Source organism: Streptomyces vastus, assembly GCF_039532825.1.
Classification (GTDB): domain Bacteria; phylum Actinomycetota; class Actinomycetes; order Streptomycetales; family Streptomycetaceae; genus Streptomyces; species Streptomyces vastus.
This window is the reverse complement of record NZ_BAAASJ010000021.1, coordinates 45,339-71,650: the sequence shown is the minus strand read 5'-3', so window position 1 is coordinate 71,650 and position 26,312 is coordinate 45,339. Positions and strand designations below refer to the sequence as shown.

The window sequence follows — 26,312 nt, the reverse complement described above, 5'->3', positions numbered from 1 at the left end:
CTGTCATGACGCCCCCTGAGGGTCGATAGATGGTGCTCAAGTCCCCGCGAGCCTGCGGAAGTTCGGACTCCCGCCACGAAAAGGGTGCCGCGAAACGGCGAGATGGCGCAACGTTGAAGGGAGAGCCAGACCTCAATTCACCCTTTCGGGTAACCTGCGGGCAGTGCGGCAATAGCCCTGGTAGGGAGTTACGTATGCCAAACGTCAAACCATCCACCGTGCTCGGGCGCCAACTGGGGGACGAACTAAGGCGCTTGCGTGAAGCTGCGGGGCTGACCACCACACAAGCGGCCGACGCGCTCGACTGCACCAAGGGGAAGATCAGCCGCATCGAGAACGGTCACGTGCCCGTGCGCACCCCAGACCTGATCGCCCTCATGCAGGCGTACGAAGTGGGGGACTCTGAGACACGCGAACGCCTCGGCTCCCTCGCCCGCAGAGCCAACCGGCGTCGACGCGAAGGCTGGTGGCATCAGTACGGTGCCGTCCTCGCTGATACGTACCGGGACTACATCGAGATGGAGAACATCTGCGACGGCATCAAGACGTTCCAGGCTCAGCTGATCCCGGGGCTCCTGCAAACACCCGCCTATGGACGAGCGATCACCGTGGCGTCTCGCGCATGGAAGACGGCGGAGGAGATTGATCAGTTCGTGCAAGTGCGGATCGCCCGGCAGGAACGACTCGCCGGTGAGGCGCCGTTGGAGCTCTGGGCCGTACTCGCCGAAGGCGTTCTCCGCCAGCAGGTTGGGGGACCCGCCGTGATGCGCGACCAGCTTGAACACCTGGCCACCATGGCCGAAATGCCCAATATCACCGTCCAGGTACTGCCGTTCTCGCGCGGTGCGCACTCAGGTATGTTCGGCCCGTACCTACTGCTGAGCTTCCCGCGGGTATCAGCGCTGGACCTCGTCCTGACAGAGACCCCGATCGGCAACATCTGGATGGAGCAGGAGTCCGAGGTGGCCCACTATCGCGAACTCTTCGACGACGCTCGCACATCGGCGTTGCCGCCAACGGAATCGCTCAGGTTGATCCGTCGCATCGCCAAGGAGTACACGCAATGAGCCGTGACCACTTCCTCTCGCCTGTTCCCGCAGAAGCGATATGGCGCGTCAGCAGCTACAGCGGCGGGCAAGGCGAGTGCGTCGAAGTCGCCGACAACATCCCCGCCCTCATCCCCGTCCGCGACAGCAAGCGCCCCACCGGCCCAGTGATCACCTTCACCCCTCAAGCCTGGCGCACATTCATCGCTCACATGGACTGAACGCCCGCGCCGACGCCCGACCTCCGCACTGGCACCCGAGCCCCACGCCATCGGGTGAACGTTCGACCGACCTGGACCGATGGCATCCTGAATGTGCAAGCATGCGGCAGCGCACGACGTAGCGAAGGGAGGCGAGGATCATGATCGACAGATTTGATGAGGGTCTGCTGACTCCGACGGAGACCTCCCAGTACTTGCAGATTCCTCGGTCCACACTGGACACGTGGCTGCGCGGGCAGGCCGCCGGCGCTCCTCTGGTCCATCACATTGCCTCCGTGCGGCGAGGCCAGCCAACCGTTCCTTTCGTAGCTGTGGCCGAGGCCTACGTCCTGCGTTCCTTGCGCGATCTGGGCCTGAGGATGACGGAGATCCGGGAAGCCGCCGCAGCCGTGCGCAGGGCCTTCGACACGCCTTACGGTCTAGTGTCGAAACGCATCGCAACTGACGGCGTCGACATCTTCATCGACCACGGTTTGGGTGATCTGCGCCGTGCCCGCGACGGCCAGGCCCCCATCCATGAGGTCGTGGCGGACTATCTGCGCTATCTGTCATGGGACGCCGGTGACGAGTTCCCTTCCAGCCTCAGGCTCCGCCAGTACCCGGAGTCGGTGCCGGTCGTCATTGACCCGCGCTTCGGCCACGGGCTCCCGGTGGTTGAGGCCAACCGCGTACCGGTGAAAGCCGTGACAGACCTGTGGGACGCGGGCGAGTCGATCGACGACATCGCCTACGAATACGACATGACCGCCGAAGAGGTGGAGGAGCTCTGCCGAGCCGTGGTGCGTCTTGCCGCCTGAGTTCTTTCTTGACCGGAATCTCGGTCGGCGGGTAGCAGAGGAGCTCAGGCAGCTGGGGTGGATCGTGCACCGCCTCGCCGAAGTCTTTCCGGCCGACGCTCAGGACGTACCCGACGAGGACTGGATCAGGCACGGCCTGGGCTGTGGATGGGTTCCTCTCTCCAAGGACGGCCGGATCAAGACCCGGGACCGGGAGATCGAGCCGGTGCGGGAGAGTTCGGCCGTGCTGTTCTACCTCGACAACCAGCAACTGCGGACCATGGAGATGGTAGAGCGTCTGCATGCCAGCCAGGACAGCATCCACAAGGCAGTGGCACGGGGCGGCCCCGCCGCATATGCCGTCCGAGCAGATCGAATCGAACGCACCTGGCCGTGACTCGCACTGACCATCGCACGGGCAAGCACCATCGTCACGTTCAGTAATTCACTCCCCGCGCGTAGAGCGCGTTTATCAGCTCGGTTCTCTCTCCTGCTCGATTGCGCTTAACAGGTTCGTATGGGCGGCTGCGACCCATTCATCGGCAGGGGCGTGAACAGCCGCGACGAACCCACAGCCGCCCTACCGCACAACCCGCGGAGCGAGCTCGCGCTCCAGGCAGGCCAGCGCCACCGCACCGCCACAGCCGTCCGTCACCCGGTCGACCTCAAGTCCGAGCTCCTCCAGGCGACGATGCACGGCCACCGTGAGAGGCCCGTCCGCGCCGAGCAGCCCGCCAGTGGCGACCAGCCGTTCCCCCGGGCGGCAGCCCAACGCGCGGACTGTCTCGGTGAGTTGATCGGCCGCCTCGCGGAGAATGGCCGAGCCGACGGCATCCGCGCCCCGGGCCGCCTCGCTCACCAGCGGCGCGAGCCCGGCGAGCCGGATCGGCGGCTGAGCCATGACCGCGGGCAGCAGCCGCATGCGATACGCCTCGCGTTGTGCCCGCGACGTGAAGGCAGGCCCCTCAGGCCCACCACCGCCCGGCAACACGTCGTCCGGGAGGGCGAACGCCCGGCCGACCAGCGCCGCCAGCACCGTGGAACCACCCCGCCCATCCGCCATACGCAGCGCCGAACGCACCGCCTCGCGCCCGATCCAGAAGCCGCTGCCGTCGTCGCCGAGGAGCCACCCGTCACCGCCCGCGGTGGCGGTGCAGCGGCGGTCGGTGATGCGGGCCGCGACCGCGCCGGTACCGGCGACCAGGGCGAGGCCGTTCGCGGGGGCGCCGGGCGCGGAGGCGAAGGCGGCCTCGATGTCGCTGTAGACCTCGACCGATGCGGCGGCGATGCCCAACCGCCGCAGCGCCGAGGTGAGGGCGGAGTGGGCGTTGAGCCGGCCGGGCTCGTCATCGGCGGTCCGCGAAGCGCCCGCGAACCCGCCCGCCACGGCCACCACCCGGCCGCGCAGCCCTTCCGGCACGGCCTCCGCGACCGCCTCGGCGAGGTGGTCGGTGAGCTGAGGTACGGGGACGGTCAGGGCGTTGCCCGGTCCTGCCGCGCCCGCCCCTCGCGGGCGGCCGTCGCGTGCGTACGCCAGAACGGCGCGCGTACGTGTGCCGCCCGCGTCCAGGCCGACCACGAAATCCTGGTTCAAATCATTGTTCATTGGTGACCATGGTGGTTGATACATTCGCCGCAGACAAGGTCCGACGAGGGCCGACAGGTCCGAGGAGGCCTGACGTGTTCCGGCGGGCCAGACCAGGAGGAGGTACCCATCAACACTCCCACCGCGCCCGCAAACCCGCGCTTCGGCGTCAACTACACCCCCCGTCGCGGCTGGTTCCACTCCTGGCACGACTTCGACGCGGCGCACGCGCGCGAGGACCTGGCGCAGATAGCCGGCCTGGGCCTCGACCACGTACGGATCTTCCACCTCTGGCCGCTCCTCCAGCCCAACCGCACGCTCATCCGCACCGCCGCCGTCGACCAACTGGTGCGCCTGGTCGACCTGGCTGCCGAGGCCGGCCTCGACGTCCTCGTGGACGGCATTCAGGGCCACCTGTCCAGCTTCGACTTCTACCCGGAGTGGACCCGCAGCTGGCACCACCGCAATGTGTTCACCGACCCCGAGGCCATCGAGGCCCAGGCCGAACTGCTGAGGGTCCTGGGCCGCGCCCTCGCCGACCGCCCCAACCTCCTCGGCCTCCAGCTCGGCAACGAGCTCAACAACCTGGTCGAACACAACCCGGTCACCCCGGCCCAGGTGGACCACTACCTCGACACGCTGCTGACCGCCGCCCGCTCCGGACTGGGCGCAAAAGGCCTGGTCACCCACTCCGCATACGACGCCGCCTGGTACGGCGACGACCACCCCTTCACCCCCGAGGCCTCCGCCCGCAAGGGCGACCTGACCACCGTCCACCCCTGGGTGTTCTCCGCCGACTGCGCCCGCCGCTACGGCCCCCGCTCCCCGCAGGTACGGCACCTCGCCGAGTACGGAGTGGAACTCGCCAAGGCGTACGCCACCGAACCGGCCCGCCGCCCGGTCTGGGTCCAGGAGACCGGAGCGCCCGAGCCGCACATCCCCGCGCCCGACGCCCCGGATTTCGCCCGCGCGACCGTCCTCAACGCGGCCGACTGCACGGACCTGTGGGGCGTGACCTGGTGGTGCTCCCACGACGTGGACCGCTCCCTGACCGACTTCCCGGAACTGGAGTACACCCTGGGCCTCTTCGACTCCACGGGCCGGGCCAAGCCCATCGCCTCGGCTCTCGCCGACACGGTGGCGAAGCTGCGCACCGGGTCACACCCGGCGCAGCCTCGCGAGACCGCGCTGGTTCTGGACTGCACGCCGGCCACCCGGTCGGTGTCCGGCCCGGGGGGCGCGTACTTCGAGGAGTGGATGCGGCTGCGCATGGAAGGGCTCCGCCCGGCGGTGGTGCCGGCGGCGCGGGCGGATGACGCGGAGTACATGGCGGCACGGCGTATCAGCGAACTCATTCGGCTGCCGTGAACGCCCTCTATCGCAACCCCACCGCCCCCATAGAAGCCCGCGTCCGTGACCTGCTGGGCCGGATGACCCTGCGCGAGAAGGTCGGGCAGCTCAACCAGCGCATGTACGGCTGGGACGCCTACCGGCGCACTCCGTCAGGGTTCGAACTCACCGAGGCGCTGTACGCCGAAACCGAGCGCTTCGCCGGCCTCGGCGCCCTGTACGGACTGCTCCGAGCCGACGCCTGGTCAGGCGTTGACCACGCCACCGGAGCCGGCGCCGCGGACAGCGCGGCGCTCGCCGAGATGGTGCAGCGCCACGTCGTGGGCGAAAGCAGGCTCGGCATACCGGCCCTGTTCGTCGAGGAGGTCCCCCACGGTCACATGGCCCTGGACGGCACCGTCTTCCCGGTGAACCTGGCCGTTGGCGCCACCTGGGATCCAGAGCTGTACGAGCAGGCCGCGGCCCATGCGGCGGCCGAACTCCGGGCCCGTGGCGGCCACTTGGCGCTCGTCTCCGCACTGGACATCGCCCGTGACCCCCGCTGGGGCCGCACAGAGGAGTGCTTCGGCGAGGACCCGTACCTCGCGTCCCGTCTCACCGAGGCGCTCGTACGCGGCATGCAGGGGAACCCCGGCGATCTCTTCGCCCCCGACAAGGCCCCCGTCGTGCTGAAGCACTTCGCCGGCCAGGGCGCCACCATCGGCGGCCGCAACTCCGCCGAGTCCGAACTCGGCTCCCGCGAGCTGCACGAGATCCACCTCCCCGCCGCGAGGGCCGGCGTACGGGCCGGGGCCGCCGCCGTCATGGCCGCGTACAACGAGGTCGACGGGATGCCCTGCTCCGGCAACCGCGCCCTGCTGCACGACCTGCTCCGCCGCCGCTGGGGCTTCGAGGGGCTGGTCATGGCAGACGGGCTGGCCGTGGACCGGCTGGCCCGGATCACCGGCGACACGATCTCCGCGGGTGCGCTCGCCCTCAGTGCCGGTGTCGACCTGAGCCTGTGGGACGAGGGCTTCACGCACCTGGAGGAGGCCGTCGAGCGAGGGCTGGTGAGCGAGGAGTCCCTCAATGCCGCCGTCGCCCGAGTCCTGCGCCTGAAGTTCCGCCTCGGCCTCTTCGAACGCCCCTGTGCAGCAGACCGGTTGGCAACCGCTCCCACAACCCTCGCGGCCCTCGGCCGGGATCTGAGCACGGCCCTCGCCCGAGCCGCGGTCACCCTCCTCCACAACGACGGCGGCGTCCTCCCGATCCCCTCGACCGCGACCCGTATCGCCGTCCTGGGACCGCACGCCGCCACCACCGCGCACCAACTCGGCGACTACACGGCCCCGCAACGCCCCGGCACCGGCACGAGCGTGCTCGACGGGCTGCGGCGGCTCGCCCCGCCCGGGGTGGAGATCACCCACGCCCGCGGCTGCGCCCTCACCGGCGACGACACCTCCGGCGTACCCGAAGCCGTCGCCCTCGCCGACGCCGCGGACCTGGCCGTGCTCGTGCTCGGCGGCAGTAGTGCCCGTACCCCGGAGACCGGCTTCGCGGCCAACGGGGCGGCACAACAGACGGGTTCCGAGATGACCTGTGGCGAGGGCGTCGACCTCGCCGGGCTGCGGCTCGGCGAGGCGCAGTACGAGCTGTTGCGCGCCGCCTCGGTGACCGGCACCCCCGCCGTGGTGGTCCTGGTGCAGGGGCGCCCACACGCCGTCCCGGAGGCGGCGGACCTCACGGCGGCACTGCTCACCGTCTGGTATCCGGGCCCGTGGGGAGGAGATGCGATCGCCGAGGTCCTGCTCGGGCACGCGGAACCGGTCGGCCGGCTTCCCGTCTCCGTCCCGCGGTCGGCAGCCCAACTCCCCGTCTACTACAACCACAAGGACACCGAGTACGGCGCCTACGTGGACGACAGCGCCGAGCCGCTGTACTCCTTCGGGCACGGACTGTCGTACACGACCTTCGCGTACGGCCCGCCTCGTCTGTCGGGCCTGTCGGGGCACACCGTCGAGGTCGATGTCACCAACACGGGGGAGCGGCGGGGCCGTACCGTCGTCCAGCTGTACATACGGCGGCTGCTCACCCCCGTGTGGCCGCGCACCCTCGAACTACGCGCCTTCCGCTCCCTCGACCTCGCTCCCGGCGAGTGCCGTACCGTCACGTTCCCCCTCGGCGCCGACCAACTGGCCCAGGTCGGCGCCGACCTGGAGAGCGCCGTGCTGCCCGGCACGCTGGAGGTCCGGATCGCCGAGTCGGCGCGGGCCGCGCTGGACGCGGTACCCGTCCTGTTCCGCGTGGATCAGAACTTCACAGCTCCCGACGCGACGCCCTTGTAGAACCACCGTTGCGTGATGGCGAACAGCACGAGCACCGGAATCAGGGAGATCACCGACCCGGCCATCACCACCCGCTGGTCGTAGCCGAACGACGAGGTCTGCAGCCGGGCCAGTCCCAGCGTGAGGGTGAAGTTCTCCTCGGAGCGCAGCACGATCAGCGGCCACAGGAAGTCGTCCCAGGCGGCGATGAAGGTGTTGATGGCGACGACCGACATCGCACCGAAGGCGCTCGGAAGGTACAGAAGCCGGAAGCGCTGCCACTCTCCCGCCCCGTCGAGCATGGCCGAATCCTCGATCTCCCGGGGGACGGCGAGGAACGCGGCCCGCATGATGAGGACATTGATGGCGCCGACGAAGCCCGGGAGCCACACGCCCGCCAGGCTGTCCACCAGCCCCAGGTCCCTCACGCTGAGGAAGAGGGACACCATGATCGCCTCGAAGGGGAACATCATCGAGGCGACCAGCAGGACCCAGACCGCCTTTCGGCCCCGCCACGCCGGTTTGGAGAGCATGTAGCCGGCCAGGGTGGAGAACAGCAGCTGGCTGACGAGGGACAGCACCACCACGATCATGCTGTTCCTGATGTACGTCGCCACGGGCACCTGGTCGAAGACCTGTTGGTACGCCCGCAGCGTCGGCTCCTGGGGCAGGAGGGTGGCGTTCGCGCCGAAGACGTCCTCCGTCGTCCCCTTCAGCGAAGCCAGGAACTGCCACAGCAGCGGACCGACGGTGATCGCCAGCACGAAGAGCAGCAGGAGATAGCGGACCACGAGTTCGCGGGGGCGTCCGTAGTCCCGCCAGCGGAAGCGCCGCCGGGCGGGCCGCGGGGCGGCCGGGGTGCTCGGCGTGCTCGGGGCGGTCGGGGTGCTCGTGGTCATTCCTCATCCCCCCTGGTGAGGCGCTGCGCCAGCAGTGTGAGGCCCAAGGTCAGTGCGAACAGAGCGACGCTGACCGCGGCGCCGTACCCGGCGTTGCCGCTCAGCGGATCGAGCCCGACGTCGCGGATGTAGAAGGGCAGCGTGCGGGCCTGGCCGCCGGGGCCGCCTGTGGGGCTGCCGAGCATGTAGATCTCGGTGAACACGCGCAGCGAGCCGATGCCCGTCAGCACGCCGACCAGCAGCATCGTCTGACGCACGCCCGGCACGGTGATGTGCCAGAAGCGCCGGACAGCGCCCGCGCCGTCCATGGCCGCCGCCTCGTGCAGGTCCTGCGAGACGTTCCCCAGGGCGGCGAGGTAGAAGATCATGTACCAGCCGAGCCCCTTCCACAGAGTCAGGCCCATCGCGGACAGCAGGATCAGCCACGGATCGGACAGGAAGGGGATGGCCTCCCTGATCAGATGCGCCTTCTCCAGCCAGACGTTGACCAGTCCCTCGTCCTTGAGCAGCCACTGCCAGCTCAGTCCGACGACCACGCTGGAGGCGATCACCGGCGTGTAGAAGGCGGACCGGAAGAACCCGATGCCGGGCAGCTTCTTCTCCACCAGCACGGCGAGCAGCAGCGGCAGCAGCACCATCAGCGGCACCACGATCACCGCGTACAGCACGCTGTTGCGGGTCGCCAGCCAGAAGTCGTCGTCGCCGAGCATGCGGGTGTAGTTGGACAGCCCGACGAAGTTCGCCGCGCCGCCGAGCGGCTTGGCGTCGGTGAACGACAGCAGGAGGGTGTTGAGGAAGGGGAACACGCCGAAGCCCGCCGCGCACACGATGGCGGGGAGGGCCCACACCCAGGGCAGCCACCAGCGGCGGTACAGGGCGGCGCCGTTGGCGCCCGGCGCGGGCCCGGGCCGCAGTGCCCGGCCCAGACGCCGCAGACGGCCCGGGGCCGGGCCCGGTGCGGCGCTGCTCGCCCCACCTGGCCCGGCCGTCGGCTTCGCGGTCTGTGTCGCTGTCATCAACTGCCCTGCGTCAGCAGCTCGTTGGCCTTGTCCTGGGCGTCCTTGACCGCCTGTTCGGGGCTCTTCTTGCCCTGCATGGCCAGCTGCACCTGGGCCACGATCGCGTTCCGCTGCGGGTCGGAGAGGACGACCTCGTCAGCGGTGGCGGTCTTGAGCTGCTCGGCGACCACCTTGCGGGCCTCGGCGAAGGGGTCGTCTCCGGTCACCGTGGTGAAGAACGGGTCCTCCAGCGACTCGGTGGTCGTCGGGAAGATCACGACGTTCGGGTCCTTGCACCAGGCCGTCTGGTTCTCCGCGTTGGTGAGGAACTTCGCGAACGCCAGCGCGGTGGGTGCGTTCTTGCTGGTCGCGGGGACGGAGATGTACTGCGGGGCGCCGGTGGTGTGGCCGAGCTTGTCGAACGGGTACTGGCCGACGCCCGTCTTGTCGTAGACCGACGGGCTGTTCTGCTGCACGAAGCGCACGAAGCTGGGGTTCGTCGATCCGTAGGCCACCTGGCCGTTGCTGTAGGGCGTGGAGGGGTCGTCGCTGGACGACAGCGAGTCCTTCGGCATCGCGCCTCCCTGGTACAGCCTCTTCATCCAGGCGACCCACTCGGTGGTCCTGGGGTCGTCGGCGAAGACGAAGGACTTGCCGTCGTCGGAGTACACCTTGATGTCCATCTGCTGCCAGTCGGCCGGGATGCGCCAGATCGGGTTGGCCATCGTCGCGTAGTACTTGCCCTTGGCCGACTTGGCGATCTTCTCGTAGTCCTCGAACAACCCGAAGAGGGTCGTCGGCGGCTTCTCGGGGTCGATACCGGCCTTCTCCAGCATCTCGGTGTTGTACGTCAGGTTGATTCCGCCGGTGTACCAGGGCAGCACGGTGTGGATGTCCGAGCCGGAGGTGTCCTTGAGGGCGCTGGAGTCCCAGAACGCCTTCACGAAGGGCTTCGACGCCTCGGGGTCCTTCTCGTCGAGGTTGAGCAGGTAGCCGGACTTGGTGAGGGCAGTGGCGGTGACCTTGTTGAGGTTGATCACGTCGGGCAGCGTGCAGGCCTGCGCGTCCGCGACGTTCCGCTCGGTGAACTTGGCGTCGCCCGGGTCGTCGACCCACTTGACGGAGGTGCCGGGGTGTTCCTTCTCGAACGCCTTGATCACTCCGTTGAAGAACGTCCCGAAGTCTTTCTTCAAGTTGGTCGTCTGGAAGGTGATCTTGCCCTTGACGTCGCCGGTGAGCTTGCCGGAACCGACGTTGCCCTTGTCGACCTTGCAGCCGCCGGCGGTGGCCTCGCCGTCCCCGGAGCCTCCGGAGAGACCGCAGCCGGCCGCTGTCAGCGACAGGACGATGAGGCCGGCCAGGGATCCGGTGAGTCTTCTTGCGTGCATTTTTGCCCTCCTGCGACCAGGCTTCCGCTGGTTCAGCCGCTGGTTCAATTCACCAACTTGGACACTGATTGATGAAAATGTGGACCAAAATTCATCGGAGGTCAATGGGGCGACGTGTTGCTTTTGGGTTCCGGCTCGGGGTCGGGACCGGTACTTGTTCCCGACGCCCGATGCCGGTCAGTGCCGGTGCTCGTGGTCCGGGTGCGAGGGGTCGCCCGGGTGCTCGTGGCCGACGGCGTACACGACGCCGGTACGAGCCCCGTCGAGCCAGGCGAAGAAGGCACGACGGCCCGCCGCCCGTCGCAGCTCGCGGGCGATGCCCTCCCGCACCCGCCGGTACGGCAGGAAGTCGGCAGGCGCCGCCCCACCGAAGGGGTCGACCCCTCGCCGCAGGGCCTCCGGGGTGAGGAAGCGGTCCCGGTTGCGGTCGTAGTAGTCCCGTACCGCCGCTTCGGGGATGTCCTGCTCGTCGGTGAGACTGGCGAGCAGCGTGCGTGCAGCGGGGGAGTAGGCGAGTACCACTGCGACGATGCTGCCGAGTCCGGCGACGTCGGCCTCGGCCACGGCGAGCACCTGGTGGTGCGACGCGGGTTCGTCGGGAGGGCTCAACCCCCGCTCGGCGCAGGCGCGTTGCGCCAGCTCGTCCGCGACGGCCACCTGGGTCGCCCACCGCCGACGCTGCCGCTCCGCACGCGCCAGGCCCTCGGGACGCGCCTCGCGGTCACGCGGCGGTACGGCTTCCAGCAGGGCGTCCACGCGCTCCTCGGCGAGCGGTTCGCCGTGCACCAGGGCGGCGGCACCATGGGGCGGACGCGCGCGCGGATTTGCATGTGCGTGCCCCGTCACGGGGTCACCTCCAGCGGAACGGCCTCGGTGTAGGCGACGTTGCCGTGCCAGGCGACCTTCGCCAGCAGCCAGTACGAGCCCGGCGGCACCGCCCCGCCGTCCACCTCGATGACGCACTCCACCTGCTCCCCGGGCGCCACGGCGAACCCTTGGCAGCCGGGATCCACACCCGGCCAAGTGCCCCACGAGGAAACGGCCCACAGGGTGCCATTGATCGGACCACGGGTCGTGTTGCGCACGCTCACCGGAACCCGTGTCCGCTCACCCCTGCGCACCCGGATCCACTCAACTCCCAACTGCGCCACGAGAGTTGGACCGGTACGCCCGTCCGGCTCGCCCTCCTGAACCGCGCCTGGCACATCGAGGGCCACGACATCCTCGTACACCTGCCCGCCGTACGACAGCCGTGCCGCGAGCCAGTGCCGGCCGGGTACGGCATCAGGGGCGGGTGTCACCGTGCACTCCGCGAGGGTGAATCCACCGGGCCCCAGCGCGTACGGCAGCCGGTCGGGCTCGGCGAGCCAGCCGGGCGGTACGTGCAGGGTCACGTCGCCCGACACGGGTGCGTCGGTGAGCTCCGAGGCGACCCGCACGGTGGCGGTGACGGGCTGCCCGTCGACGGTGAGCGCACTCGGCGAGACGTACACGGTCACGGGCATGTTCCCGCGCGGCGCGGGCCCGCAGTTGTGCAGCCAGTACCGGGTCGGGACGGGTTCGGCGGGTTCGTACGCGGCGATCCCGGGCCCCTGCGTCGAGCCGGGGGAGCCGTCCCCGGGCGTCGCCAGGATCGTGGCGACCTCGAACCCGGTCAGCCCGACACCGAGGACACCGCCCTCCAGGACCAGTGGCTCCCCCGGCGTCTCCAGAACGTCGGCCCGCGAGCCGCCCGTCCAAGGCAACGGCCCGCGCACCCGCGCCGGCACCGGCCGGCCCGACACCTCGTGCATGCGCACCGCGACCCCACGCGCCGGGTCGGCCGGTGTCACGCTGCCCCGCGCCAGCGGGGAGCCGAGCGGCTTGAGGGCGTCGAGGAGTACTTGGCCCTCCGGCTCGAGCGCCAGCAGAGCCGTCCGCCTCGCGAGTACGGGGGCGCCCGCCGTCTGGCCGGCAGCCGCACGCAACCGCGCCGTGAGCGGATGGTTGAACTCATGGCCCGCCTGCGGGAGTTGCAGTTCGCGCCAGTCGCCCTCGCCGCCCATCACCGCGTACTCGAAGGTGTGGGACCAGCGCTGGAGCTGGAAGGACGAGCCGTCGGGGGTGGTGCGGCGGGGCGGGTCGATCCAGATGCCCGAGGGCCAGCCGGTGCAGGAGCGCATCAGGGACATGTAGAGGTCGCCGGAGGAGGTCACCACGCAGCCCGGCGTGCCGCGGTTGAGGACGGCGAAGCTGCGGCCGTCCCAGGCGTCACCCGGTGGCAGGGCCTCACCACCGCCCGCCGCGGTGGCCCGTACCGTCGCCTCCTCCAGGTCGGTCACCAGCTCGGCGACCGCCTTCGCGTCGTCCTCGGGGCGGGCGCCCGCCACCACGAGCAGCGGCAGCCGCTCCAGGTCACGGAGGTCCGCCCCCGGCACCCACTCCTCGCGCAGCCCCGCGCGCGGCGCGACCCACACCGCCGCCACACCCCGCTCGGCCAGTTGCCGCCGCAGCTCGCGCCCGGCGGCCGGGTCCCAGCCCAGCGCCTCGGCGACCACAGCGTTGCGGTCGGGGGCGCCGACGGCGATACGGATGTCGGGGAGGTTGGAGTCGACCTCCAGGTCGCCGTACCGAGGACCGTCCGCGACCGTCGAAGTCGCCGTGACGCCGGCGCGGACGAGGGCCGCAGCGAGCGGGGCCCCGAGCTCGCCGGCCTCCTCCCAGGAGCCGTAGATCAACTCGGCGACCCCGATCGCCCGGTGCCCGAGCAACGTGCCCGCGTCGTCCCGGAGTTCGGTCCGTGCGGTGGAGCCAAGCCCGAACCAAGTGTTGGCCGGATTGTCCAACGTCCAGGGGAACTGCTCGCTGTCGACGTCCACGAACCCGAACCCGCGCCCGATCACCGCGTCCGCCACCTCATGCACAGGCAGCCCACCCCGCACGTCCGACGGCCACCGCACGCGGATGAGCCGGTCGGCGCCGTCGTAACCGTCGATGGTGGTGGACACGTCGAGTCGCGCGATCCCCTCCCAGAGGCACAGCCGCTGGGTGTAGCGGAAGAGGCCGAGGTCCGCGGTGACCGTGACACGGGATCCGGCGGGCGAGTGTTCGACCCGTACGTCGGCGGTCACCTCGCGGCTGCGGGCGACGGTCGTACCGGTCGGGGTGAGATGCCAGGGGCCCTCGCCGAAACGCGGATGCCTCGGGTACTCCTCCTGCACGACCAGCTCGTTGCCGATGTCCCCGGCGCGCAGCAGATCCCGGCCGCCCTCCGCCATCGCGCGCAACCGGCTGACGCCCCCGCCGCGCGCCGGATCGACGGTCACCTCGTAGAAGTCGTTGCGGATGGTGGTTCCCTCGCCCGGCGTCCACCCGGCCACGGAGCCCTCGGCGAGTGGCAGGGCGCGCAGGCCCATGCCCGGCACCTGCGGTACGACGACGCGGAGTTGGCCGTCGTCGTCGCGTACGGCGGGCAGCGGCAGACCCGTGTCGTCGAGCGGTACGAGACCCGGGTCGGCCACAGAGAGCACGTCCCGCCGCTCCCGGGTCGCGGAGTTGAAGACGACCAAGTCCGCAGCGCCGCCGGGGAGTTGGGCGACCCGTCGGGCCAGTGCGTCGGTCGCGTCGGCGTGCACCGTCCCGGCCAGGTCGCACAACTCCCGCCAGCCCGTCAGCAGGTCTATATAGACCTGGTCGGACTCGGAGCCGGTGATGGCGTCGTGATGGGCGCCGTAGACCAGCTGCCGCCACGCCTTGTCGAGCGCCGCGTCCGGATATGGATGCCCGGTGACCATCGAAGCGAGCGTGGCCCACGCCTCCGCGTCGGCGAGCAGCGTCTCCCCGTACCGCTGCGCCTGCTTGGTGTCGATGTACGAGACGTCCTTGCCGGTGTAGACGGGGTTCATGTCCCGCGTCTGCGGCGAGGCCTTGCGGCCTTCCTCGTCGAGTTGCGCCCGTACGGCGGCGAAGAAGTCTCTCGGGATCGCGCTGACGAAGCGGGGCCAGACGTAACGGGCGTTCCAGTCCCGGTGGATGTCCATCACCCAACGGCACGGCGGCGCGTAGTCCCCTCCGACCGGCAGCAGCACATTGCGCGTGAGCGCCACCTGCTTGAGCCCCTTGAACAGCTTGTACGCGGCCTGCTCGGCCTTGGGCAGGGTGGGCGCGTTGTCGATCGCCCAGCCCGCCCCGTAGTGGTTGACCATGTACGCGGTCAGCAGCCCGCGCCCCGAGGGAGCGATCCAGGAGAACTCCGCCGGGAACTGCATCCGGTTCGGATCCCGCGGCTCCTCCCCGAAGACGGACAGCGTCGGACCCCACTGGTGGAAGGGCCCGCGTGCCCATGAGCTGGAGCTCAGCCCCGCGTCCGCCATCAGCCCGGGAAACTGGGGATCGTGCCCGAAGGCGTCCAGCTGCCAGGCGGTTTCGGGGGACGCGCCCATGATGGCTCGCTGGAAGCCGTCGCCGTACACGGCGTTGCGTACGGTCGCCTCGGCGCCGGTGAGGTTGGTGTTGGGCTCGTTGTACGTACCGCCCATGATCTCCACGCGACCGGTGCGGATCAGTTCGCGCAGAAAGGCGCGCTCCTCCGGGTAGGCGTCCCAGTACGGCTTGAGGTAGTCGATCTCCGCGAGCACGAAGGTGTACGCCGGATCGCGCCGCGCCAGGTCGCAGTGGGCCCGCACCAAGCTCATCCCGGACTGGCCGCGCGAGTCGAAGGTACGGGCCGGGAGTCCGCTCGTCGCGGGGTCGTCGGCGACGTCCCAGGTCTCGGTGTACGCGGCCTGGGTGTTCCACCAGACGGGGTCGTAGTGGAAGTGGCTGACCATGAACATGGTCCAGCCGGGCTCGGCGACCGTGAACTCACCGGCGTGGTGGGCGAGTTGGTCTCCTTGGTCTCCTTGCTCTCCGTCGGCGGCTGTCACCGTGATCTCGCGCCGTTCGCCGACGGGGAGTTCGGTGACCACGGGGATGTCGGCGCGTACGGTGCCGTCCTCGGCGGTGGTGGCCTCGGTCGCCCCGGTAACGCCGGGTCCCTCGACCGTGAGGCGTACGGTCCGGCCGGGGAGGTGGCTCAGCTCGACGGCGACCACTTGGCGCGGCTGCTCGGTGGTTCCGACGAAGAGCTCGGTCGACTCGACAGAGGTGACGCGCATGGGTCTCCTACGAGGGGGCTCGGCGGAGCCACATCCTGACACCGGGAGGTTGGTTCAAACAACCATGCATGCGCGTTGTTGGTGGTTTATCCATGCAGGGGGTGCCTGCGCGACCTCCGGTGCAGTACCGCGCCCCATAAGGGGCGCGGGGCTGTATCGATTTGCGGCTCCGCCGCGCGGGCGCGATCAGCCCCCAGGGACCCGCAGCCAAAATCACTGCCCAGCGGAGCGCCTAGCGGCTGCGGCGGGACTTCACGGCATGCTGCGGCGTGATGTGGTCGGTCAGCGCCAGCGACGCGCTCGCCCGCTGGTAGGAGAGCTGGGCGACCCGTACGTACAGGCAGTCGATGAGCACCAGCACCGAGTGGCGGCCGCCGATGCTGCCGGTGCGGAAGCTGGTCTCCGTGGTGGCGGAGATGAGACGGATGTCGGCGGCGCGGGCGAGCGGTGAGCGGGGGTCGGAGGTGATCGCCACGGTGGTGGCGCCGCGCTGCTTGGCCAGTTCGAAGGGCTCGAGGGTTTCCCGCGTCGATCCGGAGTGTGAGATGCCGATGGCGACGTCCGCCGGGGTGAGCAGGGCCGCGGAGGTGGCCGCGGCGTGCACCTCGGTCCAGCCGCGCACCGAGCAGCCGATGCGGAACAGCCGGGTCTCGGTCTCCTGTGCCACCGCGCCGCTGCCGCCGACGCCGTAGACGTCGATGCGGCGGGCGCGGGCGACGGCCTGGGCCGCGCGTTCCATCGCGTCGAGGTCGATCCGGTCGATGGTCTGCTGCACCGCGCGCAGGTCGGCGCTGCCCACGACCTGGACAACGCGTTCGAGGTCGTCGTCCGGGGAGATGTCCGGGCCGATCTCGGCGCTGCCCCAGTCGGAGGCCTCGCCGCGCCCGCGTTCCTGGGCGAGTTCGATCAGCAGATGCTGGTACGAGTCGAGCCCGATGGCGCGGCAGAAACGGGTCACCGTCGCCTGCGAGGTCCCGGTCCTGCGGCCCAGCTCGGCGGCCGAGGCGTGCGTGACGCTCGCCGGATCCTCCAGGATCAGCTCGCCCACCTTCCGCAGGGAGCCGGCCAGCCGGGGCAGCTCGGTGCGGATGAGTGAGGTGACGTCCGTCGGGGGCATCCGATCTCCTTGAAACTGGCCGCTGAGAAGGTAACAGCCACCGTACAACTCGGTTCTTGAAATTCAGGACCGGCGGGTACGGGGCTGTGAGTGGACGCTGCGGTGGATGTGATCGGGATGCGACTGCGGATGTTGCCCGTGGTTGCCCGCTGATCGAGAGGTGTGTTTTATTCATTCACGTACGGATGCATGCGATGGTGGTTTCAGCCACCGGTGGGGAGTCCCCCTTGTCTGTCGAGTCCGTGAACGGCGGCTCCGTGAGCGCCGACGGCTTCGCGCGCGAGAGCCTGGCTGTCCTTGAACGGGTCACCGGGTCCGCGCGCGGCGAGGTGCGGCGTGCCGCCGAGTTGATCGCCGACTGCGTGAGCGCGGACGGCGTCATCCAGGCCTTCGGTACCGGGCATTCCCAGGCCATCGTCCTGGAGGTCGCGGGCCGCGCCGGCGGCCTGGTGCCCACCAACCGGCTGAGCATCGCCGACCTCGTCCTGTACGGCGGCGAGGACCCCGGCGTCCTCGACGACCCGCTTCTGGAGCGCAAGTCCGGTGTCGCCCGACGGATTTACGACCTCGCCGCCCCACGCCCCGAGGACCTCTTCGTCATCATCTCCAACTCCGGCGTGAACAACGTGATCGTGGAGATGGCCCTGCACGCCAAGGAACAAGGCCACCGCCTCCTGGCCATCACCTCGGTCGCCCACACCCGCGCCGTCCCCGCCGCCCACCCCAGCGGCAAGAAGCTCGCCGACCTCGCCGACGTCGTCCTCGACAACGCCGCCCCACCCGGCGACGCCCTCCTCGAACTCCCCGACGGCGGCGCCGTATGCGCCCTGTCCACACTCACCGGCGTGATGCTGGTCCAGATGGCCGTCGCCGAGGCGACCTCGCTCCTCTTGACCGCCGGCCACCGCCCACCGGTCTACGTCTCGGCCAACGTCCCCGGCGGCTTCGAGAGCAACCTGGAACTGGAGAAGCACTACGCGGGGCGCATCCGCCGCACCGCGAGCTGAGCCGGAACGGCACGGCACCCGCGGCAACGGCCTCGCTCGAGGGTTCCGGCGCCGAGGTCGGGCTCGGCGGGGGTGATCGCCCCGCGTTGGGTCTCTGGGGGGCGTCGGGTTCAGCGCAGGTGGGCGATGAAGGTGCGCCAGGCGTGGGAGGTGAAGGTGATCACTGGGCCGGTAGGACGCTTGCTGTCGCGGACCGGCACGAGGGTGGGGATGTTGTCGGCGATCTCGACGCAGTCGTGTTCCGCGCCGCTGGCGGAAGCCTTCCGCCATATCGCCCCGGTGAGGTCACGTGCGTACAGCTCAGCCTTGGGGTCGGTCACTTCCGGTGGCCCTCTTCCAACTCGGCGATCCTCGCGAGCGAGTCCTCCACGGGAAGCGCCGTCGCACGGATGCGTTCGAAGGCCTTGGCGAAGGGCGTCGCGTCGTCGCCCTCAACGTACGTCGCGCCGCTGAGGTTTTCCAAGAGCACTACTGACGGCATGGGTTGGGGAAATCCGGTCAGGGTGAAGCCGCCCACCACACCGGGGTGCGCGGTGGAGTTCAGCGGCATCAACTGCACGGTGACGTTCGGCATTTCCGACACGTCGAGGAGCCGTCGGAGTTGCTCACGCATGGTGGCACTGGTCGCCTGACCAGCAGCCCCAGGCCGTGCATGGCCGGTCACGCGAAACGCGGCCGCGCGGAGGCCATCACGCCAAGGAGCGGGGGTGGTTCTGGTCGCGCCAGGCCCGAGGCGAGATTCCGTATGCCTGTTTGAACACCTTGCTGAAGTGCGTCGCGTCCACGAAGCCCCACCTTCGTCCTATCGCTGCGATGGTCCGCAGCCGCCCGTTCGGGCCGGCCAGCTCTCGTCGGCATGCGGCCAGGCGGCGTGTACGGATCCAGTCTCCGAGGCTGATGCCCGACCGGGACAGCACCGCGTAGAGATGACGTACGGAGATGCCGTGTGCGGCGGCGATCCGTGCCGCCGACAGATCGGGATCAGCCAGATGCTCCCGGAGGTATTGAGTGATCCGCAGGCTGAGTGTCGCCTCCAACGGTGCTCTGGCCAGGCTGGAGTTGCAGTGCTGGGACGTCAGGACGGCACGGAGGAGTTCGATGCTCGGGTCCACGACGGCGTCGGCGTGCACGCCCTGGTGCAATTCGTCGGTGACGGCCAGTTGGGAGAAGTAGGTGAAGGCGAGGCGCGCAACGGGGTTGTCGGATCCCAGCGGGACCGCGGTGATGTCGCGGAGCAACCGGTCGGGGAGCGCGAGTGCCGCGCGGGGGAAACGGATGAAGCGGTAGTCGACTCCCTCGTCGAAGAGATGTGTGTAGGGAGCGATCGATTCGTAGACGGCGAATTCCCCCGGCCTCAGCAGGCACTCGCGACCGTTCTGCACCACCACGCTGCTGCCCGTCATCTGAACACCGAGAGTGACGGCCGGCTCCTCGTCCTCCCGAGCGAGCCGCTCCGTGCGACGGAGGGCGACCGCGGTCGCCCGCGCCGAACAGATCCTGATGGGTCCCACGGTGCCGAGCCCTATGCGAACGGAGATGTCCTCAGCCACGGGACGGTGGTCGATATCGACCGCCACCATGGATTTCCACACCGCGTTGCGGACCACTTCCTCTCGGTCCCGCGGCGGTATGAACGCGGTGTCCAGGACCGGGCTCATGAGGCAGACCCTCGTCTGCGTCGGTCACCGAGCCGGCCTGACAGTACCTCGGCCCGTTCCCCCACAAGTCCCCCTCGACACGGACAGTTCCCGACATCAGTCTGGCGGGATTCCCTCTCGCTGTGCAACGGCTTCGACGGGCACGCGCAGGACCTTCACCTGATGCGGCGCCACCTTGAGGTGGTGCACCACTGACAAAGTTCCCTGCACGGATGACAAAGTCCGAAGCCCCCGATGACCCTAAGGTCCATGGGCGAGGCCAGAGAAGGGGGAGTCACATGTTCCGCACTACCGGCGCGTTGGTCGCCGCGGCGCTTGGTGCGTCGATCGTCATCACCCCGTCGTCCGCATCCGCAGCAAGCGATTGGGAGTGCTACGGCACCCAGGTCAAGCGCTGCGCCACCGTCTGGTGGGACGAGACCGCCGACACCTTCCGAGCGCGGGCGAAGATCACCGACGTCGCCGGTGGCGGCAGCTACCAGGTCAAGGTCACCAACGTGAAGCTTCTGCGCACCAGCAGCAGCGACTGGGTGACGGTGCGCTCCGCGAAGGATTACGACGGCTGGCATGGCACCGAGGACTTGGCCGGCACCAGCACCGTCAACCCGTGCAGCCGGCCACGGGAGAGTTTCAGCGTGGTGGCGACTTTCAGTTGGAAGGGTGCGTCCTCCGGCGAGAAGACCTGGCGTCCCAACCACGCGTGGGGCCATCTCTGCGACTGACCCGCCGAACGCGTCCGTCTCACGGGGCGTCACACACCCGCATCACGAGCCTTGTCCAGGCCATCCTCTGCCTGCATCACGCCAGCTCAGGCCGAGGATGGAAGAGGCTCACTGTGCGCGTCGACGACGAAACGCGTCGGGAAGCCGCTCTGGCATGTCCGGCTGTGTGGTCGGTCATTTCTCGAAACCATCGACCGTTCAAAGCTGCCGTATCGGACAGCTCTCGTTACCAGTGAGGTAGTAGTAGTGCACAAGGGACGTATCGTGTTCGCGGCTGCTCTGGCCACCATGGGGCTCGGGCTTTCGGCCTGCGCCGGCGACGAGGGAGGGCCGGTGGCGCAGGATTCGCCGGCGGCGTCAGCCCCGGCCTCGTCCGCGCCGAGCAGCGAGAGCCCGGCTGCCGACAGCGGCGACGACAGTGCCGCGCCGGCCGAGGGTGACGTCACCGCGCCGGGCACGGAACTCAAGGTCGGCGACAGGGCTGTCCTGCCCTTCGAGTACACGAGCGAGAAGAAGGGCACCATCGCCGTAACCGTCACGGCGATCGAGAAGGGCGCCGAGGCCGACATGGCCGCCTTCGGTGAGAAGGCCAAGGGAATGACGCCCTACTTCATCAAGATGAAGGTGGAGAACGTCGGCGGCACCGACCTGTCCTACGCGTCGCTGAAGCTGGACGGTGTGCTGGAAGGTGGCGCCGGGACGGGCGTCGTACTGTTCGGTGACATCCCGGGCAAGTGCGACCGCGAGAGCGCGCCCACCGAGTTCACCACCGAGGGTGCGTCGTACGAGACCTGCGCGCTCAGCGCCACGAAAAGCTCGCCCATCATCGGCGCCTCGTTCGACGAGGGCGACGCGTACCGCGACAGCCCGGTCGTCTGGACCAACTGAGAATCTGCGCCGGCCTGTACCTCGCCGGCCCGACCGCTGCAGCACCAACCGAATCACCGACGTCGTGAAGGCCGTCCTCACGCATCAACATGAGGTTGGAAATCGCTCAGTGATACCGGCGCTCACGTTCCAGTGGTGGCAATAGTGGGGCTGCTCCGCAGCGGGGCCGTCATTTACTCCTGGCGCAGCATCGTGGTGGCTGGGTACAAACAATTGGCTACCCAGTCCGCCACCCTCCTAGGGGAGAACACCGAGGTGCCATCACAGGCAGAGAGCGGTTCTGCGAACTGAAATTTTCTATGCGTCGTCGTCCCCCAGCAGAGCAAGGACGTTGCCGCACCATCAAGCCAGATAGGCACCGTTGAGGAAGATGCGACTCAGCATGTTCGGGTCTCGGTCATCGGCCGCCGGAATTGTCACCACCGGACTGCTGTCCGGGCTGCCGCCCGGAGGGATTCGAGCAGCCGCCGCCGAAATCCGCCCTATTTCTTGCTGAACTCCACGAATTCAGCCCATGCTGCCGGCTGCACACTCAGGTTGCCCCGGCTGCGGTCTTTCGTGTCACGGATCATGACCTTCTCAGGGTCGTTGTCTGCTACTTCGACGCAGCTGTCGGACCTCGTGTAGGAGCTGGTACGCCAGTTGGGTTCAATCATCAAGGCAGAGCCCCCTAGTCGGTTGGCATGCGGCCGAAGTGTTGGATGGCATTGAGGATGAGGTCTCGGACAGCGGCTCCGTAGACCGCTGACTGCTGCAAGAGGGCAAAGGCCTTGGCGTACATCTCGATCTCTCTGGGTTGGGATACGGAGAGTTCCGCAGAGTAGGTCTCAACGAGGACGAGCTTCTCATCGAACATCGAGAACGAGTTGCCAGGCCAGATTGCGGTCGGCGCGGACCGGCGGACGATGCCCAGGCTGAGGCGGGGAAGCCTCACCACGGCCAGGAGGCGGTCAAGCTGGCCCTTCATCACTTCCGGGCCCCCGAAGTTGGTGTAGAGGGCCTGTTCGCCGAGCAGGACATTGAAGATGCGGTCGCCCTGGTACAGGTACTGCTGACGTTCAAGCCGCTTCGCCACTGCCGCTTCGGCGTCGTCGGGAATCCCGTAGTAGCTGACGACCTGTTTGAAGACCTCGGAAGCGTACTCCGACGTCTGAAGCGTTCCCCAGACGACCGTGGGGTGCCAGATGCGGAACACCTTGGTCTTGCCGTACACCGGAATGGCTTGTTGCTGTCGCTTCTCCGCGCCTGTCTGAAGTAGCCGCCGCATCTCAAGCCACAGCTCGTCAACGTGACGGACTATCGCGATCAGGTCGCCGAGCTGGTCGCCCTGGCCCGTGGCCTCGCACCAGACACGGATGTCGTCCTCGCTGGGGCGCTGTTTGCCGTTCTCGATGCGGGAGACCTTGGACTCCTGCCACGCGGTGGCATGCGCGAATGCCCGGCCGCTGGAGAATCCGGCGTCCTTGCGGAAACCGCGCAGCCGGGCACCCAGCGCTTGCAGTGCCTCTTCTACTTGTGAGCTCACGGAACGGTTATGGCTTGTACTCGGGGTGCGGGACGGCAACGGTCCAGAGAAGGTTGCGCAGGTGGACGCACTCGGCCACGGTGTCCGGGTCTTCGACTACCTCTGAGCCAAGCACGCGGCCCTCAGAGTCGAAGTGGCCCACGGCAAGAAGCCGATCGTCGTACAGCCACCAGTCGTTGCCGTTGACTGAGCGGGAAGGCTGGTGGGGCGAAGGGGCCCACCTTCACGTCCCGGGCACAGCGTGAGGCGTATCGCATGCGGCTGCTGCCCGCCGTCATGGCAGAGCCACCGATCCGCCTCGCCGGGCTCGCACCGCTGGTGAGCGGGGCGGCCCGGGCACGGATGCCGTCGCCGAGGTGGCCTCCCTCCTCTTCCTCGCCGCCGGCCGCCGCCGTCCACCGGTGTACGTCTCGGCCGACGTCCCCGGCGGCTTCGAAAGCAACCTGGAGCTGGAGAAGCACTACGCCGGGCGCATCCGCCGCACCGCGAGCTGACGCCGGCTACTCCACCGGTACGGGTGTGAGCGCCACCGCGAGCGGATAGGCGCCGGTGGCCAGAGGCGACCCGGTGGTGCCCGACGAGGTGTCGACCGGTACCAGGACGTTTCCGTCGGCGGTGGTGACGTAGGCCTTGGCTCCGTTCCAGTCCAGGGCGACGTCGAAGGCGGACCTGCCGACCTTGATCGTGGTGCCGGGGGCGCCGGTGACCGTGTCGACGGGGGTGACGGTGTCGCCGGTACTGGGGCTGACCCACAAGGTCCGTCCGTCCGGGGACAGGGCGAGACCGTAGGCCTGGCCGGAGACCAGGAGCGTCGGCTCGGTTTCGTTGGTGGCCGTGTCGATCGGAGTGACCGTCGAACCACCGGAGTTGGACACGTACACCGTCCTGCCGTCGGGTGCGGCCACCACGTTGAAGGGGCGGGGGCCGACCGGGATGGGAGCACCGGCCTTCTGGGTGGCCAGGTCGATCGGCGTGACGGTGTTGTCGTGGATGTCGGCCACGTACAGCGTTCTGGCGTCAGGCGTGATCGCCATGTTCTCCGGGCCGGAGCCGACCGGGACGGGGGTGCCCGCCTGGAGGTCGGCGGTGTCCACCGGTTGGACCGTGTTGTCGGAGTAGTTGGCGACCCAGAGCGTACGGCCGTCCGGCGTGAGCGCGAGCCCGGCGGGAACGCGCCCCACGGTGACCGTGGCGGTGACCGTGCCGCGCGCCACATCGATGACGCTGACCGAGTTCGAGCCCTGGTTGGCGGCGTAGGCGGTACGCCCGTCCGCGCTGAGGATCACCTCACCGGGGTTGTCGCCCACCGAGATGTCGGTGTTCTTCCCGGAGTCCAGGTCGATCGAACTGACCGAAGCGCCGCTGAAGTTGGCCGTCAGCGCCCGGGGCGTGCCCGTGCCGTCACCGACCTGGACCGGGATCGCCCGGTCCAGGACGGCCGTGCCGTCCGCCGAGCCCGTCGCCACGACGGAGCGGACCCCGTCTGCGGCGCCGTCCCGCGCCGTGAAGGTGACGGTGGTGGAGGCGCTGCCTCCGGCGGGGACGGTCAGGGTGCCCTCGTCGGGTGCGGCGGTTACGCCGTCGGGCACGTCGAGCTTCCAGGAGACCGTCCGGGCGGACGTGGACCGCCTGTCGGTCAGAGCCAGGGTCACCGTCTCGGTCGTGCCGGGCTTCAGGGCGAGGGAACCGGGATCGAAGGAGATGTCGACGCCGGGGGCGGGCGCGTTCTCGACCACCGTCGTGTAGAGGAACTGGTCCATCACTCCCGGCGAGACCTGCTGGGGAATCGCGTCCAGCTCCTTGCGTTCGGCCCTGAGCTTCTTCCAGTACGTGGCGACCGCGTCGGCGTCGCCCCGCTTGTTCGCCAGGAGCAGGTCCACGGCCGTCTGTCCCGCTGTGCCGTAGCGGCCGAGCTTGTCCAGCCAGGCGGATGTCTCCGTCAGGAAGCCGGAGTTGTCGAGCCGGGCGCGCAGTTCGCGGGGCGTGGCGGCCATGTCGGAGAAGTACGCCCTGAGCGCCTCGGCGGCCTGGTCGAGGCCGCTGTCCTGCTCGTACGCCTTGCGGAAGGCGTCGATGAGCGGGGTGAGCGTGGGCGATTCGGTCGCGTCGAGCTGCGAGGAGTAGTTGTTCTCGGCGAAGATCCGCAGCCATTTCGCCGCCGCGGGTCCGCCGAGGTCGCGGACGGAGGCGAGGAAGGACGTACGGGGGTCGTAGGCGTCCGGGTTCCAGAGGTAGTCGGCGGAGGTGAACAGGGCGATCCGGCTCGCCTCGCCCTGGACCATGGGGTTGGCGGTCACTCCGGTTGCCGCCGCGGCCACTGCGGGTTCGCGTCCGGTGTAGGGGCCCAGGAGCAGGCGGCTGGTGACGTAGTCGTTGACCGGGTAGTTGTCCCAGATCAGGATCGGGTGGCCGTACACCTTGCGGGCCTGCTCGACCTGGTCGGCGGTGATGGTCGGCGCGATCACGCCGACGCCGGTCCACTCCACCACCACGGAAGGGTCCAGCTTCTCCCGGAGCGCCTTCTTATAGGGGGAGTCGGCGAGGTCGGAGTACTCGGTGGGGACCATTTCCAGCGGTTGCAGCCCGGAGTGCGTGGCGGAGAAGTCCTGCCACACCTGGTTGAGCAGCTGGGCCTGTGCCGTGCCCGCCGCGCCGCCACCGGTGCCGAACTCCTTCTCGTCGGCGTCGCAGTTCCACTTCGTGTAGCTGATGTCGTCGAGCGGGATCGCGAAGGAACGCACGCCGATGTCGTACAGCGAGTCGAACTTGGCGGTGAGGGCCTTGATGTCGGCGCCCGAGGAGTAGCAGACCGACAGTCCCGGCGACAGGGCGTAGGTGAAGCGGACGTGGTTGGCGTCGGCCCGGTCCACCAGCTCTTCGATCCGGGCCAGTTCGGCGGACGGGTAGGCGTCGCGCCACTTCGCCCGCAGGTACGGGTCGTCCTTGGGCGAGTAGACGTAGACGTTCTGCTTCGTACGGCCGTAGAAGTCCAGCTGGTTCAGCCGTTCGGCGTGCGACCAGGGAGTCCCGTAGAAACCCTCGATGACCCCGCGCAGCGCGGCTGCCGGCCAGTCCCGCACGGCCACTTCGGGGAGTACGGAACGCGATCCGCGCGTCTTGGTGACGAGCTGGCGCAGGGTCTGGGCCGCGTAGAACGTGCCGGTGGTGTCGACGCCGGACAAGGCGACGAGGGCCCGTCCGTCCTTGCGCCCGGACGCCAGGACGTAACCGCCCGAAGCCAGGCCGGTCGGCGGCTCGGCGCCCAGCCGTTTCAGTGCCTTCCCGGTGGCGCCGCTCTCGTCCGGGCCGCCCACGTAGACCGTGAGCCCGGCGGCGGGGGGCTTGTCACCGTCGCTCACGGTGATGATCTTGTCGGCTCCGGCATCGCGCAGAACGGACTCGACGAGCCCTCGGGCCGACGGGTCGGTCCGAGGGCCGACGACCTCCACGACCCGGTCGGGGACGGTGAGTCGACCCGAACCGGCCTTCATGTTCTGGGGAGTCGGCCACACCTTCGGAACGGCGCTCGGCGGCCGCTCCGCCGCGGACGACGACGGCGGGGCCGGCACCCCCGCGGCCGTCAGCAGCGCGGCGACCAGCATCGCCGGTCGCCGCGTCCGTCTCCTACCTCTGACACGAGTGGCTGAGAGCACGGGATCTCCTCGGTGGGTGAATGGACCCACCGAGTGATGCT

The 26,312-nt window shown here is 69.2% G+C and carries 22 protein-coding genes and 2 pseudogenes; 10 read left to right on the top strand and 14 right to left on the bottom strand.

Translation table 11 applies throughout. From position 1 onward, the window contains the following. Positions 1-194: 194 nt before the first annotated feature. From ABD357_RS09265 to ABD357_RS09250, 4 genes are all read left to right on the top strand, one after another. Positions 195-1,067: a helix-turn-helix domain-containing protein gene (locus ABD357_RS09265; protein WP_344389041.1), complete on the top strand. Its 873-nt coding sequence runs from the start codon at positions 195-197 to the stop codon at positions 1,065-1,067. After that, entirely contained in the window at positions 1,064-1,267 is a 204-nt protein-coding gene (locus ABD357_RS09260; protein ID WP_344388892.1) for a DUF397 domain-containing protein, read from the top strand. Before ABD357_RS09265 ends, ABD357_RS09260 begins: the two co-directional genes overlap by 4 nt. Before the next feature lie 140 nt (positions 1,268-1,407). Then, positions 1,408-2,064: a DUF433 domain-containing protein gene (locus ABD357_RS09255; RefSeq protein ID WP_344388891.1), complete on the top strand. Its 657-nt coding sequence runs from the start codon at positions 1,408-1,410 to the stop codon at positions 2,062-2,064. Further along, on the top strand, positions 2,054-2,440 hold the full coding sequence (locus ABD357_RS09250) for a PIN-like domain-containing protein (protein WP_344388890.1): 387 nt from the start codon (positions 2,054-2,056) through the stop codon (positions 2,438-2,440). The genes ABD357_RS09255 and ABD357_RS09250 overlap by 11 nt, the downstream gene beginning before the upstream one ends. A 183-nt stretch (positions 2,441-2,623) precedes the next feature. Here the strand turns inward: ABD357_RS09250 and ABD357_RS09245 are convergent, their stop codons facing one another. Beyond that, complete coding sequence (locus tag ABD357_RS09245; protein WP_344388889.1) at positions 2,624-3,649, bottom strand: N-acetylglucosamine kinase; 1,026 nt, start codon at positions 3,647-3,649, stop codon at positions 2,624-2,626. Between the two features lie 108 nt (positions 3,650-3,757). Between ABD357_RS09245 and ABD357_RS09240 the strand changes: the two genes are divergently transcribed. After that, a complete protein-coding gene (locus ABD357_RS09240) occupies positions 3,758-4,996 on the top strand; it encodes a glycoside hydrolase 5 family protein (RefSeq protein WP_344389040.1) in 1,239 nt (412 codons plus the stop codon). Positions 4,997-5,058: 62 nt separating this feature from the next. After that, entirely contained in the window at positions 5,059-7,302 is a 2,244-nt protein-coding gene (locus ABD357_RS09235; protein ID WP_344389038.1) for a glycoside hydrolase family 3 N-terminal domain-containing protein, read from the top strand. Here ABD357_RS09235 and ABD357_RS09230 read toward each other — a convergent pair. The 6 genes from ABD357_RS09230 to ABD357_RS09205 form a co-directional block, all read right to left on the bottom strand. Then, positions 7,266-8,180 (bottom strand): carbohydrate ABC transporter permease, encoded by a 915-nt coding sequence (locus tag ABD357_RS09230; RefSeq protein ID WP_344388888.1) that lies wholly within the window; start codon positions 8,178-8,180, stop codon positions 7,266-7,268. The genes ABD357_RS09235 and ABD357_RS09230 overlap by 37 nt on opposite strands. Further along, the gene (locus tag ABD357_RS09225) at positions 8,177-9,196 is read right to left on the bottom strand and encodes a carbohydrate ABC transporter permease (protein ID WP_344388887.1); all 1,020 of its coding nucleotides are present in this window, start codon (positions 9,194-9,196) and stop codon (positions 8,177-8,179) included. Before ABD357_RS09225 ends, ABD357_RS09230 begins: the two co-directional genes overlap by 4 nt. After that, positions 9,196-10,566, bottom strand: coding sequence for an extracellular solute-binding protein (locus ABD357_RS09220; RefSeq protein ID WP_344388886.1), 1,371 nt, complete (start codon positions 10,564-10,566; stop codon positions 9,196-9,198). The genes ABD357_RS09225 and ABD357_RS09220 overlap by 1 nt, the downstream gene beginning before the upstream one ends. Before the next feature lie 177 nt (positions 10,567-10,743). Continuing rightward, positions 10,744-11,412, bottom strand: a complete 669-nt coding sequence (locus ABD357_RS09215) for a peptidyl-prolyl cis-trans isomerase (RefSeq protein ID WP_344388885.1) — start codon at positions 11,410-11,412, stop codon at positions 10,744-10,746. Next, positions 11,409-15,701: a glycoside hydrolase family 38 N-terminal domain-containing protein gene (locus ABD357_RS09210; RefSeq protein WP_344388884.1), complete on the bottom strand. Its 4,293-nt coding sequence runs from the start codon at positions 15,699-15,701 to the stop codon at positions 11,409-11,411. Before ABD357_RS09210 ends, ABD357_RS09215 begins: the two co-directional genes overlap by 4 nt. 232 nt (positions 15,702-15,933) lie before the next feature. After that, complete coding sequence (locus tag ABD357_RS09205) at positions 15,934-16,818, bottom strand: MurR/RpiR family transcriptional regulator (RefSeq protein WP_344388883.1); 885 nt, start codon at positions 16,816-16,818, stop codon at positions 15,934-15,936. A gap of 242 nt (positions 16,819-17,060) precedes the next feature. Here ABD357_RS09205 and ABD357_RS09200 point away from each other — a divergent pair, with 242 nt between their 5' ends. Continuing rightward, positions 17,061-17,825 (top strand): sugar isomerase domain-containing protein, encoded by a 765-nt coding sequence (locus ABD357_RS09200; protein ID WP_425584787.1) that lies wholly within the window; start codon positions 17,061-17,063, stop codon positions 17,823-17,825. A 110-nt stretch (positions 17,826-17,935) separates the two neighbouring features. Here the strand turns inward: ABD357_RS09200 and ABD357_RS09195 are convergent, their stop codons facing one another. The 3 genes from ABD357_RS09195 to ABD357_RS09185 all read right to left on the bottom strand — a co-directional run bounded on the left by ABD357_RS09195 (position 17,936) and on the right by ABD357_RS09185 (position 19,483). After that, positions 17,936-18,145 carry a DUF397 domain-containing protein gene (locus tag ABD357_RS09195; protein WP_344388881.1) on the bottom strand — a complete coding sequence of 70 codons (210 nt, stop codon included), beginning with the start codon at positions 18,143-18,145 and terminating at the stop codon, positions 17,936-17,938. Next, positions 18,142-18,438, bottom strand: a complete 297-nt coding sequence (locus ABD357_RS09190) for a Scr1 family TA system antitoxin-like transcriptional regulator (RefSeq protein WP_344388880.1) — start codon at positions 18,436-18,438, stop codon at positions 18,142-18,144. The genes ABD357_RS09195 and ABD357_RS09190 overlap by 4 nt, the downstream gene beginning before the upstream one ends. A gap of 76 nt (positions 18,439-18,514) precedes the next feature. Then, entirely contained in the window at positions 18,515-19,483 is a 969-nt protein-coding gene (locus ABD357_RS09185) for an AraC-like ligand-binding domain-containing protein (protein ID WP_344388879.1), read from the bottom strand. Positions 19,484-19,761: 278 nt separating this feature from the next. Between ABD357_RS09185 and ABD357_RS09180 the strand changes: the two genes are divergently transcribed. After that, positions 19,762-20,205 (top strand): hypothetical protein, encoded by a 444-nt coding sequence (locus tag ABD357_RS09180; RefSeq protein ID WP_344388878.1) that lies wholly within the window; start codon positions 19,762-19,764, stop codon positions 20,203-20,205. Positions 20,206-20,493: 288 nt separating this feature from the next. Continuing rightward, positions 20,494-21,093: a hypothetical protein gene (locus tag ABD357_RS09175; protein ID WP_344389037.1), complete on the top strand. Its 600-nt coding sequence runs from the start codon at positions 20,494-20,496 to the stop codon at positions 21,091-21,093. A 482-nt stretch (positions 21,094-21,575) separates the two neighbouring features. Here the strand turns inward: ABD357_RS09175 and ABD357_RS09170 are convergent, their stop codons facing one another. The 3 genes and pseudogenes from ABD357_RS09170 to ABD357_RS09160 all read right to left on the bottom strand — a co-directional run. Then, a complete protein-coding gene (locus tag ABD357_RS09170) occupies positions 21,576-21,749 on the bottom strand; it encodes a DUF397 domain-containing protein (RefSeq protein ID WP_344388876.1) in 174 nt (57 codons plus the stop codon). Between the two features lie 14 nt (positions 21,750-21,763). Further along, positions 21,764-22,618, bottom strand: a complete 855-nt coding sequence (locus ABD357_RS09165) for a helix-turn-helix domain-containing protein (RefSeq protein ID WP_344388875.1) — start codon at positions 22,616-22,618, stop codon at positions 21,764-21,766. A gap of 7 nt (positions 22,619-22,625) precedes the next feature. After that, a pseudogene (locus ABD357_RS09160) lies at positions 22,626-22,829 on the bottom strand (DUF6879 family protein); the annotation flags it as partial. Between the two features lie 133 nt (positions 22,830-22,962). On the opposite strand from ABD357_RS09160, the pseudogene ABD357_RS44585 reads away from it, so the two are divergent. Then, positions 22,963-23,112: pseudogene (locus ABD357_RS44585) on the top strand (sugar isomerase); the annotation flags it as partial. A gap of 6 nt (positions 23,113-23,118) precedes the next feature. Here ABD357_RS44585 and ABD357_RS09150 read toward each other — a convergent pair. Beyond that, positions 23,119-26,220, bottom strand: coding sequence for a beta-N-acetylglucosaminidase domain-containing protein (locus tag ABD357_RS09150; protein ID WP_344388873.1), 3,102 nt, complete (start codon positions 26,218-26,220; stop codon positions 23,119-23,121). Positions 26,221-26,312 lie beyond the last annotated feature (92 nt).

Bases quoted from the DNA above. Each gene is read 5' to 3' on its own strand.
- ABD357_RS09265 (WP_344389041.1), top strand. From the start codon at position 195: ATGCCAAACGTCAAACCATCCACCGTGCTCGGGCGCCAACTGGGGGAC.
- ABD357_RS09260 (WP_344388892.1), top strand. From the start codon at position 1,064: ATGAGCCGTGACCACTTCCTCTCGCCTGTTCCCGCAGAAGCGATATGG.
- ABD357_RS09255 (WP_344388891.1), top strand. From the start codon at position 1,408: ATGATCGACAGATTTGATGAGGGTCTGCTGACTCCGACGGAGACCTCC.
- ABD357_RS09245 (WP_344388889.1), bottom strand. From the start codon at position 3,649: ATGAACAATGATTTGAACCAGGATTTCGTGGTCGGCCTGGACGCGGGC.
- ABD357_RS09235 (WP_344389038.1), top strand. From the start codon at position 5,059: ATGACCCTGCGCGAGAAGGTCGGGCAGCTCAACCAGCGCATGTACGGC.
- ABD357_RS09230 (WP_344388888.1), bottom strand. From the start codon at position 8,180: ATGACCACGAGCACCCCGACCGCCCCGAGCACGCCGAGCACCCCGGCC.
- ABD357_RS09225 (WP_344388887.1), bottom strand. From the start codon at position 9,196: ATGACAGCGACACAGACCGCGAAGCCGACGGCCGGGCCAGGTGGGGCG.
- ABD357_RS09220 (WP_344388886.1), bottom strand. From the start codon at position 10,566: ATGCACGCAAGAAGACTCACCGGATCCCTGGCCGGCCTCATCGTCCTG.
- ABD357_RS09210 (WP_344388884.1), bottom strand. From the start codon at position 15,701: ATGCGCGTCACCTCTGTCGAGTCGACCGAGCTCTTCGTCGGAACCACC.
- ABD357_RS09205 (WP_344388883.1), bottom strand. From the start codon at position 16,818: ATGCCCCCGACGGACGTCACCTCACTCATCCGCACCGAGCTGCCCCGG.
- ABD357_RS09190 (WP_344388880.1), bottom strand. From the start codon at position 18,438: ATGCGTGAGCAACTCCGACGGCTCCTCGACGTGTCGGAAATGCCGAAC.
- ABD357_RS09185 (WP_344388879.1), bottom strand. From the start codon at position 19,483: ATGAGCCCGGTCCTGGACACCGCGTTCATACCGCCGCGGGACCGAGAG.
- ABD357_RS09180 (WP_344388878.1), top strand. From the start codon at position 19,762: ATGTTCCGCACTACCGGCGCGTTGGTCGCCGCGGCGCTTGGTGCGTCG.
- ABD357_RS09175 (WP_344389037.1), top strand. From the start codon at position 20,494: ATGGGGCTCGGGCTTTCGGCCTGCGCCGGCGACGAGGGAGGGCCGGTG.
- ABD357_RS09170 (WP_344388876.1), bottom strand. From the start codon at position 21,749: ATGATTGAACCCAACTGGCGTACCAGCTCCTACACGAGGTCCGACAGC.
- ABD357_RS09150 (WP_344388873.1), bottom strand. From the start codon at position 26,220: ATGCTGGTCGCCGCGCTGCTGACGGCCGCGGGGGTGCCGGCCCCGCCG.